Below are 11,030 nucleotides of genomic sequence, written 5' to 3'. Positions count from 1 at the left end.
GTTTGCAAGGCTTAAACACTTTCGTAGTATCGCCACTCGCTATGAGAAGTTAGCGCGTAATTTTAAGTCAATGCTTTATCTGGCGTGTACTATCGTTCATTGTAAGATGAATTGAAGACACGCCCTAGTGTCTAAACTTTTAAATTAAGTAAATTTAATGCAGGTAAGTGCTTATTTTGCATCAAGTTGTTCGATTTTTTGCTGTATCTTATCCATCTTCTTTTGGTAACGACGAATCTTACGAAAACGATGGGCTTTTAGCACGCCATCGATACGCTGATTGATAAAATGACGACGCGGTGGAAAGCCGCCAATCTGAAGCTCTCTATAGCCATGCAAGCGGTCATTACGCTGACGAACGAGGTAGCCTTTTACGCTATCAGCCATCATGACCAGTAGCGCAAGCGTAATCATGCCATACATAAAGAGCGAACCACCTTCTTCAAGGCTTTGACTCAAAACAGTAATAGACAACACAAATAATAGCATTGGCTCGATATAACTTAGCGCCCCAAACAGTGATACTGGCAACTTGCTACTGGCAATCATCGTCAGCGACATCGCAAGCGCACTAAAAGCACCAAGCAGCGGCAATAGATACCAGAACTTCATGTCTTGCGCCGCAACATCAAAACCGCCCGTCATATATAGCACGATGAGCACTACTGGTGTCAACAGCGTCAAATCAAACAATAACCCTGTAATGGGCGGTACAGAAAGGGTGCGCCGTAGCAGATAATACGGCGGATAACCCAGGCATACAAACAGTGTTACCCAAGATACTGATCCATACTGAACAATATCGTAGCCGATGCCGAGCGCTGCAAATATCGCGGCAGCCCACTGCAAGATGCTCATATACTCATGGTAAAAGAATCGACCAAGCACAATCATCACTAGCGGCAATAAAAAATAGCCTAACGTGACATCGAGACCAAACCCATTGACCGGCGCCCACATAAACAACCAAATCTGCCCACCTAGGATTGGTGCAGGTAGTATAAATATTAACCATTCCTTGACTGTCTTTAGCGTCTTTATATAATCAAAAACACGTTGCCACTGCTTAGTCAAACTGACCAATATCACCAAACTGAGTAACATCATGAGCACACGCCATGACGCTACCTGCGTTCCTGTTAAGGGCAGCATAAACAGTCCAAACAAAAACATCATCGAGAATAAAAAGCTCGATGATACCGAAGCAACCGTTCCCTGAAAAGTTTGATTGGTCGTAAGCATAACAACAGCCTTAAAAAATAGAACCTTATTTACAGTATTGAAAAAATGAGAATTAAAAAACAAAAGCCTCCGACGATAACGTCAGAGGCTTTTTTCTAGAAAAATGCTAAGAGACTAGACTCAAAAGCTAATTACCAAGACTATTACTCGTCATCGTCTTATGCATAGTTAGTCTATTATAGATTGTCATTTGGTTTATGATCGTTTGCAATATCAATCACATCATCGACGTCAGTAGTTGCAGCATTGTCAGTTGTCGCATCAATATCTATCTGCTCCTGACCCTCTACCTCAAACGTACCGTCTTCTCTCATGGCATCGATAAGCTCATCATCGCTCTCTTCGTGCTCAACACGCGCCATGGCAACCAGTTTTTCATCTTTTGACAGACGAATCAATGTTACGCCTTGCGTATTACGACCAGAGCTCGCGACATGCTCAACTGGAGTACGAACCAACGTCCCTTTATCAGAGATTAGAATAATATCATCGGTAGAGTCAACCTTGGTCGCTCGTACTAGTGCGCCGTTACGCTCACTGGTCTTGATAGCGATCACACCGCCACCGCCACGATTTTGCGTATTGAACTCATCGATGAAGGTACGTTTACCAAAGCCATTTTCACAAGCAATCAGGATTTCACGTACATCATCTTCGATAACGACTAATGATTTGATAAATTCATCAGTAGCCAGACGCATACCGCGGACGCCTTTTGCCGTACGACCCATCGCACGTGCATCATTCTCATCAAAACGAATCGCTTTACCACTTGAAGCGAACAACATCACTTCTTGGCTGCCATTAGTAATACGAGCGCTGACCAATTTATCACCGTCTTCTAATCCAACTGCAATCAAACCGTTCGATCTGATATTGGCAAACTGCTTCAACTCTACCCGCTTCACTGTACCGTTGGCCGTAGCAAAGAATACAAAAGGCGGCTCTGCTTGGTTGCTATCTTCTACCGAATCGTCATCATTGCTTACTTCTGATACTTCACTTACTACTGATGTATCTTCTACGATTTTTGGAATTGGTAGTATGGTCGTAACGGTTTCGTCGCTATTTAGACCAATTAGATTAACCAATGGACGACCGCGAGCACCGCGACTGGCAATCGGCACTTCAAACCCGCGTAAGCTAAAGACACGTCCACTATCAGTGAAACACAGTACCGTAGAATGCGTTGAAGTCACGACTAAATGATCGATTACATCATCTTCTTTCATTGCTGTGGCAGACTTACCTTTACCGCCACGTTTTTGTGCGACATAATCATCAATCGGCTGAGTTTTGGCGTAGCCAGTACGCGATACCGTCATGACGACCGTTTGCTCAGGGATAAGGTCTTCGCGACTAAAGTCCATACGTGAATCGATGATATCGGTACGGCGCTCATCACCAAAGTTATCACGAATCTCGATCATCTCATTAGAGATAATAGCCATCAGCTTATCAAAATCGCCAAGAATAGACTCTAAATGCGCAATTTCACGCAATAGGTCTTGGTATTCTTCGGTCAATTTATCTTGCTCAAGGCCAGTCAGACGATGCAATTGCATATCTAAAATCGCATTGACCTGCTCAAGTGACAAGCGATAGCGCTCTTCGCCTTCGATCAGACCAAACGGCGCTTTAGGATCTTCGCCATCGATAAACTCAGGACGTACTGATTGACTACCAGCAGCTGTGAGCATCGCAACGACGCTACCTGAACCCCATGTATTATTTAATAGACTCTCACGAGCCAATCCACGGTTTGCTGACGCTTTAATCGTCGCAATAATCTCATCGATATTGGCTAGAGCGACCGTTAGACCTTCTAGCAAATGACCACGAACGCGGGCTTTGTTCAACTCATAAATCGTACGGCGTGTCACTACCTCTTGACGATGGCGAACAAATGCAGCGATAAGCTGGCGCAAGGTCAATAGTTTTGGCTGACCATTATCTAGCGCCACCATATTGATACTAAAGCTAGACTCTAGTGGCGTTTGTAGAAATAGGTTATTAACAATAACTTCAGCGGTCTCACCGCGACGCAAGTCAATAGCGATACGCATACCGTCTTTATCAGACTCATCACGAATCTCGCTAATGCCTTCGATTTTTTTATCACGGACAAGCTCTGCGATACGCTCGATCAGCTTGGCTTTGTTAGCCTGATAAGGTACTTCGGTAAATACAATACGCTCACGATCGCGGTTGACCCCAGTATTGCTCATCGGCTCGATATGATAGCGACCACGGATATGCAAACGGCCTTTACCCGTACGATAAGCATCTAAAATGCCCGCGCGACCATAGATAATACCGCCCGTAGGAAAATCAGGACCTGAGATATGCGACATCAGCTCTTCAGCTGAAACTTGTGGGTTTTCAGCATAGGCCAGGCAGGCATTAATCACTTCGGTCAAATTATGCGGAGCCATATTGGTCGCCATACCAACGGCAATACCCGTCGCGCCATTGACCAATAGGTTAGGAATACGCGCTGGCATCACGCTTGGCATGCGCTCAGAGCCGTCATAGTTGTCTTCCCAATCGACCGTGTCTTTGTCCAAATCAGCGAGCATTTGGTGGGTCAGTTTGGTCATACGTACTTCGGTATAACGCATCGCTGCCGGAGGATCATCATCGATCGAGCCAAAGTTACCTTGACCATCAACCATTGGGTAGCGCAAGCTGAAATCCTGCGCCATACGTACGATGGCATCATAGACAGCACTATCGCCGTGTGGATGGTACTTACCGATAACATCACCGACCACACGTGCTGATTTTTTGTACGGCTTATTATAATCGTTTGATAGCACGTGCATGGCATACATCACGCGGCGGTGTACAGGTTTGAACCCATCACGCACATCAGGCAGCGCACGCGAGACGATCACGCTCATCGCATAATCCAAATACGACTGCTTTAGTTCATCTACGATGCCAATAGGACTGACCGATTCGCTCATATACACTCCTTCACTCACATTTTTTTTCTAACGTTGACACATCGCTTATGGCTCCCATAGATCATATAAAAATATTGCCACATAAATGGGCAGTCATGACCAAAATACACACCATAAAAAACACTGCTACACGTGCAAAACAATAGGAAAATTGTGATACGGTTTTTGTTAAAAACAATGTTTAATTAAAGAAGCTATTTTAGCACAAATTTGCTGATTTAGGGGGTTCTGAGTACCATTAAAATCAAGCTAGACGGTTCATTCACAGTAGTATTTTGAATTACCGATACACACTAAATTTATTCTAATGGCAGGTTTTTTTCGATTGGCTGATTTTGCCATTTTTACAAACGAACTTACCCTCTGCCGAGCAATGTGATACGCCGCCCATTTTACCTGAACAAAGCGTGTTGCGAGCTTGGGCTTGATTGATAGATGTGAAGGCAAATACTAGAGCTAATAGTGCTGTGGTGATTGATTTCATTATTTATTCTCCGTATCTGATGGATATTAAATAGAAAAATACTATACTCATTAGCCACAGCTCTACAAGATTTATTTTGACTAACTGAGTGGATACTTATATTTCTATCTACAACTCAACATGACATTTAATTTAACGCTAAAATCTTGAGCATAGAGCTCATACGTGGTTTGCATATAAGCTCTATTGACCAAACAACTAGGATGCTTAGAATATTTAGCCAATACAACAACACTTACAACTATCTTTGAAGTGAACTGAGGCTCTGACGTGAACTGATTGTTTTTATGGTCATATTGTTTTCATAACCATAATGCTTTGCCATGAGCTAATAGCTTTCAAAATCACATTATTTTAATGAGCACATTATGATTTAAACCACTTTGATGCAGCTATTTTTTTAGTGATACTGGACAAAAAATTTCTAAACGCTACACTACCTCATCTTTTATAGCACTTACATAACGACCTAACAGGCTACTTTTATTATGGATATCATTCTTGCAATTGTTTGGATTTTAGCAATGGTGCTATACAGCTTTTCGAGCGATTATGTTGCTAGCTTTCCTAACCATAACAATCGCGCTGTCCCATATGTCCGTTGGGGAGCACTTTTAGTCGCTATGGCTTTATCAGCATACTTGTCAAAAGCCTATCAAGAGAATCTACAAGGCAACGGTATGTGGGTGTTTGTTATCGTGGTATTTGTCGTTATTATATTAGCGAAGGTCGTTTTTAAATGGGTAATTAACAGACGCCTGAAACGCTAGTTAATACTGAATAGTTTTATTAATTTGACCCTCTTAATTATTGATCTAAATACCTATGACAATTAAACATCAAGATAGCCAGCCTGACTCAAACCTTTCTATACCAGCAGAAGAAACACGGACTGATCGTAGCTTCGATGCCATTGCCGATCATTTCGAAAAGAAGGTCTATGGTGGTTTAAAAGGCGAGATTCGATTAGCTGTACTACGCCGTGATATTTTTGAATATAGTTCACAGATGAGTGAGGCGCTTGGGCGACCTTTACGTATCTTGGATGTGGGTGCAGGGCTTGCGCAAATTGCGATAGAACTTGCTGCTCAAGGTCATAGCGTAGTCATCAATGACATATCAGCGAATATGCTTGAGAAGGCAAAAGCGAGCGCAGAAAAAGTTGATAAAAAGCTAGACATCACTTGGTATGTTTGCCCTTATCAAGCGCTTGAGGAAAAACTGGCCCAGACAGAGAAGTTTGATTTGATTATGTCGCACGCGCTACTTGAATGGTTGGCAGAACCATCGGCGGTCATGGACTTTTTTGATAAGCACTTAATAGATGGTGGCGCGCTATCCGTCTGTTTCTATAATCCTGCAAGCTTTGATTATCGTAACCTTATCATGGGAAATTTTAATCTACTCGATAATACAAACTATAAGGCAGACAATAAGAAAAGTCTAACCCCCAACCATCCCGTGGCCAAAGAAGAAGTTGAGTCTTGGCTCAAAGCGCATGATTATCAGACGGTACGTAGCAGTGGTCTACGAGTGTTTCATGATTATGCACCGCTCAAACGTGGCGGTCACAACGACCCAGATGCAGTGATCAGAATGGAGTTACGCTACTCACAATTAGAGCCGTACAAATGGCTTGGCCGTTACTTACACATTTTGGCTAAACGGTAAATTGAGACAACAGCTCAATAATTGTAAAGATGGCTAAACCTCTTCATCCATTCTCGATGATCTATCGTATTCTGACCAAGTAGTGGCATTGATGTCTTTTTCATCGAAGACTACGACATGCTCTAACAAAGGCAGAATGCCAATATGCGAGCCGATTGCATGGTTATGATGGCTCGCAACCAATGATAAGACAGTCTGTCCGTCGTCTAACTGCAGACGGTACAAATAGTTGGCACCGCGAAACACACGTCCGATAACCAAAGCTGTCTGCGTACTGTCATCATCATGAATGATATCATCAGGGCGCACGAGTACTTTGATTGGCGTACCATTTGGATAATCATATGCACAATACTGCGGCTGACCCGATTCATCATAGACTTCCATGCGGCGATAAATATTACCTAGTGCCGTCTTGACATGTCCATCATTGATAATGCCATCGATCATGGCGCCTTCGCCTACGAACTCAGCGACAAAAGGACTGACAGGCTCATGATACAGCTCGCTTGGTCTGGCCCACTGTACCAATCTGCCCTTGTCCATGACCCCTACTTTATCCGCTAGCGCGAACGCTTCATTTTGATCATGAGTGACCAAAATCGCTGTGGTATTAGTACGTTTGAGAATATCACGGACATTCATTGCCAATGACTCACGCAGTACCACATCTAGATTAGAGAACGGTTCATCAAGTAATAGTAGTTTTGGTTTTGGGGCGAGCGCTCTTGCAAGAGCCACACGCTGCTGCTGACCACCAGATAGCTCATTAGGACGTTTATCCGCATGCTCAGTCAATTCAACTAAGCTTAGCATCTCAGCCACTCGAGCTTTTTTGTCAGCAGCTGACCATTTATTAAGACCAAAGGCGATGTTTTTTGCCACGCTTAAATGACCAAACAGAGCATAGTCTTGAAACACCATGCCCATGCCACGCTTGGCTGGTGCAACTGCAAATGATTGGCGAGCTGTCTTTTCAGTTAGGCGTTGATTGTTTAGGTAGATAGTGCCGCCGCGACTTTGCTCCAGTCCCGCGATTGCTCGAAGCGCTGTTGTCTTCCCGCAGCCGCTATAACCTAAGAAGCAACCAATCTCGCCTTGCTCCAGCATCAATGATAGACCATTGACAACAATAGTATCGTCATAGCCTACGATGAGATTTTGCACACTAAAATAAGGATCTGTCGCGATATATTTCTCAGTATTTTGTTGTGAGGTATTGCTTTGTTCTACAGTTTTATTCGGCTGAACTGGATTGATTCTATTTTGTGACAGTGGTGACTTTGCTACAGGCATATGACTAGCCCGAGCCTTTTCTGACTTAGAATTTGTGGAGTCGTTCATTGAATCAGTGTACATAGACGGTACCAGTTCGCTATTAGTAAGTAAAACCATCGATAAAATAGAGCAAATTATAATATAGCTGACACTACGAGTGTGCTGTTAAACTTATGTCAAATTATTGCTATTAGCTTTGTTGTTACTAACTGTGTTTGTCACTTTGACGCAGTAATATCCAAACAGGGAGCAAACCAACCAGCACGATTAGCAAACTCGGTAATGCGGCTCGTCCCCACATACCTTCGCTCGTCATTTCAAACACTCGTACTGCAAGCGTATCCCAGCCTTGACGCCGTGTCATCAGCGTAATGGGCATCTCTTTCATCACTTCGACAAAGCCCATCAATAATGCAGTCAATACGCCAGGGCTAAGCACAGGCAGCATCACATGACGCCAGCGCTGATAAGGACTGTCGCTCAGTAATTTTGCAGCAGCTTCTTGATTGACTGTCAATCGCTGCAATTGTCTGTCAACTGGCTGAAAACTCACCGTCATAAAACGCGTCGATAACGCCATTAGCATAACAATGACACTGCCAGAAAGCACTTGCTGTGAGGTGATACCAAAAGCAATCATATGATTATCAAGCCACGCAATAGGTATAAATATCCCTACCGCCAACACAGTCCCCGGTACGACATAGCCTAAATTGGCTAAAGTGGTCATTAGCTTAGTCGATTTATCAGGATACTGCCGTTTGATCCACGCAATGATAATCGCCAAAAAGGCAATAAACAGCGTGGTCATACTAGCAATCATGAGGCTGTTAGTGACAAAATCAATGTAACGCGCATCAAAATCTTGGCGAAAATTCAGTGCTGTCCAATAGATAAGCTGTAAAAAAGGAATTAAAAAGGCAACTAAAAAGATGAGCGTACACAGCAGTGTCATGGCCAGCTTAGCAGGTTTACTGGCGTCAAAGCGTTGGCTGCTACCTTGGGTAAGTGAACTACCACGCTTCGCTTGCCAATACTGCTCAAACAATACCACAATAAATATCACACCAATGAGCAAGGCTGCTAGCTGAGCCGCTGTGGTCAAACTAAAAAAACCAAACCATGCTTTATAAATGGCGGTAGTAAAAGTATCAACATTGAATACCGATACTGCACCAAAATCCGCTAAGGTTTCCATACTAGCTAGCAATAAGCCACCTATAATCCAAGGCAGTGCTTGCGGTAGCGCCAGACGAAAAAATACATGGCTACGACTCAAACCAAGCATTTGCCCCGCTTCTATCGCTCGCCTGCCTTGCGACAAAAATGCCTGACGCGCGAGCAAATATACATAAGGGTAAAACGCTAGCGATAATACCAAGCCTGCGCCCCATACATTCCTTATCGACGGTATAGCAGTACTGATACCAGAATCGCGTAAAGCTGTCTGTAGCGGCCCACTAAAATCAACAATCCCGATAGTGACAAATGCCAACACATAAGCAGGGATGGCAAGTGGCAACATCAATGCCCACGAAAAAAAACGCTGACCAGGGAAACGATACATACTAGTGACCCAAGCCAAAGCAGTACCAATAGTGCCTGAAACGACAGTCACCATAAGCAATAAAATCGCCGTGTTTTTAAGCACTTGCGGCAGTACATAATCTGCCATGTGTGTCCAAATCTCTGCCACTGGCTGTGTCCACGACAGCAGCACGATTAAAATCGGTACTAGCATAAACAACGAAATCAGCCCTAAGACTGATTTCGAGATAATACGTTTACGAAGGACGTGGTCTTGGCTGACAGTCTGCTGGTCGTTAACACCGTTATTGACAGTATCATTTTGACTAACAGACGCATCTGGCGTTGTGATCATATTATCATTACCGTGTCATACGTATAGAGACCTTGTAAGCTTATACCAACCTCAAAATCGTCATTATCTGAATAGCTCATCTATAACGACTAACCTTTGAACCTATTCTTTAAAAGCTGTTGTTTAAAAGCTACTGTTTTGAGAACTATTGTCTAAAAGTTATGATTTCAAGATTGGTATCACTATTACTGGCGATCCCTTATTTATAACCCGCTTTGTCCATCATTTGGATAGCTTGAGTTTGTAGTTCACCGAATTTCTGTACATTGATATCGTCTTTTTTGAACTCACCCCATGATCTGAGCATGTCTGACTCGTCGATACCTACTTTTACTGGGAATTCTTTGTCAGAGCTGGCATAGAGACCTTGTGCCTCGTCAGATGACAACCATTCTATCAGCTTAAGCGTACCATCTGGATTGTCCGAACCTGCAACCACGCCAGCGCCTGAGATGTTTACGTGCGTACCAGTAGTATCTTGGTTTGCCCAGAATATCTTCACAGGGAAGTTTGGTTTTTCGTCCAATAGACGACCATAGTAGTAACTATTGGCGATACCGACTTCACACTGACCAGCAGCGATAGCTTCTAGCATACTAGTGTCATCACTGAACACATCAGTCGCTAGGTTATCAACCCAACCGCGAATTACTTCTTCTGTTTTTTCTGGTCCCAAATGCTCCATCATGCTAGCGACAAGCGATTGGTTATAAACCTTTTTAGAGGTACGTAAGCATAGTTTGCCTTTCCATTTTGGATCGGCCAAATCTGCATAAGTAGACAACTGGTCAGCAGTGACTTTGCTTGGGTCATAGAAGATAGTACGTGCACGTAGTGACAGACCTGTCCACTGACCTTTTGGATCACGGTATTTTGCAGGGACGTTAGCTTCTAACACAGTAGATGATACTGGCTGCAATAGGCCTTGCTCTGCAGCTTGCCATAAGTTACCAGCATCAACGGTCAATAGCATATCAGCTGGAGTATTCTGACCTTCCGCTTGCAAACGCGCCATGAGTGGACCTGTTTTGTCCGTGACCAACTCAACTTTTACGCCTGTTTGCTCAGTATAGCGATCTAGCAATGGCTTAATCAGCTGCTCATTACGTGATGAGTAGATAGTAATCGTCTGACTATCAGCAGTCGTAGCTTCGTCAGTTGCTGCTTGCTGCTCAGCACCTGTTTCTGTTGACTCTACTTCTACGCTCTCTTCTGTGGTTGAAGAATTACTACAACCTGCTAGACCCAACATCATGCCAAATACGGCTGCAGGTAGGATAAGCTTCGTAGAGGTTAGATTAGCGCTGATAGCGTTCAATGACATGGTTTTCCCCATAGTAATGCTATAAAAAAGTAAGATGTATAGTGAGACAAAATAACAGTGATTATAACGATGACTTGCTAAGCGCTAGCAGTAATCAGGCCATAATATATCAAAGCAACATACTAATGGAAGTGAGATTAATTATCAATACATTTGTTTAACTGGCAAATATACCTGTGA

8 protein-coding genes and 1 pseudogene are annotated in these 11,030 nt (G+C 43.4%); 3 read left to right on the top strand and 6 right to left on the bottom strand.

Going from position 1 to position 11,030, the window contains the following annotated elements:
* Positions 1 to 115, top strand: a pseudogene (locus tag QL898_RS13085) (IS5/IS1182 family transposase); the annotation flags it as partial.
* A 56-nt stretch (positions 116 to 171) separates the two neighbouring features.
* On the opposite strand, the gene rarD reads toward QL898_RS13085, so the two are convergent.
* The 3 genes from rarD to QL898_RS13070 all read right to left on the bottom strand — a co-directional run bounded on the left by rarD (position 172) and on the right by QL898_RS13070 (position 4,695).
* The gene (gene rarD / locus QL898_RS13080; protein ID WP_290177114.1) at positions 172 to 1,242 is read right to left on the bottom strand and encodes an EamA family transporter RarD; all 1,071 of its coding nucleotides are present in this window, start codon (positions 1,240 to 1,242) and stop codon (positions 172 to 174) included.
* A gap of 176 nt (positions 1,243 to 1,418) precedes the next feature.
* Complete coding sequence (gene gyrA / locus QL898_RS13075) at positions 1,419 to 4,211, bottom strand: DNA gyrase subunit A (RefSeq protein ID WP_290177113.1); 2,793 nt, start codon at positions 4,209 to 4,211, stop codon at positions 1,419 to 1,421.
* Positions 4,212 to 4,515: 304 nt separating this feature from the next.
* Complete coding sequence (locus tag QL898_RS13070) at positions 4,516 to 4,695, bottom strand: hypothetical protein (protein WP_201547685.1); 180 nt, start codon at positions 4,693 to 4,695, stop codon at positions 4,516 to 4,518.
* A gap of 488 nt (positions 4,696 to 5,183) precedes the next feature.
* Between QL898_RS13070 and QL898_RS13065 the strand changes: the two genes are divergently transcribed.
* On the top strand, positions 5,184 to 5,465 hold the full coding sequence (locus tag QL898_RS13065; protein ID WP_201547684.1) for a hypothetical protein: 282 nt from the start codon (positions 5,184 to 5,186) through the stop codon (positions 5,463 to 5,465).
* Positions 5,466 to 5,520: 55 nt separating this feature from the next.
* Positions 5,521 to 6,366 (top strand): methyltransferase domain-containing protein, encoded by an 846-nt coding sequence (locus tag QL898_RS13060; RefSeq protein WP_201547683.1) that lies wholly within the window; start codon positions 5,521 to 5,523, stop codon positions 6,364 to 6,366.
* A 33-nt stretch (positions 6,367 to 6,399) separates the two neighbouring features.
* On the opposite strand, the gene QL898_RS13055 is transcribed toward QL898_RS13060, so the two are convergent.
* The 3 genes from QL898_RS13055 to QL898_RS13045 all read right to left on the bottom strand — a co-directional run bounded on the left by QL898_RS13055 (position 6,400) and on the right by QL898_RS13045 (position 10,850).
* Positions 6,400 to 7,725: an ABC transporter ATP-binding protein gene (locus tag QL898_RS13055; RefSeq protein WP_201547682.1), complete on the bottom strand. Its 1,326-nt coding sequence runs from the start codon at positions 7,723 to 7,725 to the stop codon at positions 6,400 to 6,402.
* A gap of 124 nt (positions 7,726 to 7,849) precedes the next feature.
* Positions 7,850 to 9,526, bottom strand: coding sequence for an iron ABC transporter permease (locus QL898_RS13050; protein WP_290177112.1), 1,677 nt, complete (start codon positions 9,524 to 9,526; stop codon positions 7,850 to 7,852).
* Positions 9,527 to 9,725: 199 nt separating this feature from the next.
* Positions 9,726 to 10,850, bottom strand: a complete 1,125-nt coding sequence (locus QL898_RS13045) for an extracellular solute-binding protein (RefSeq protein WP_290177111.1) — start codon at positions 10,848 to 10,850, stop codon at positions 9,726 to 9,728.
* Between the last annotated feature and the right edge of the window lie 180 nt (positions 10,851 to 11,030).

It is taken from the genome of Psychrobacter sp. APC 3279 (assembly GCF_030407795.1).
Taxonomy (GTDB): domain Bacteria; phylum Pseudomonadota; class Gammaproteobacteria; order Pseudomonadales; family Moraxellaceae; genus Psychrobacter.
Note: the sequence above shows the minus strand (reverse complement) of the source record. Positions and strands in the feature narration are given on the sequence as shown.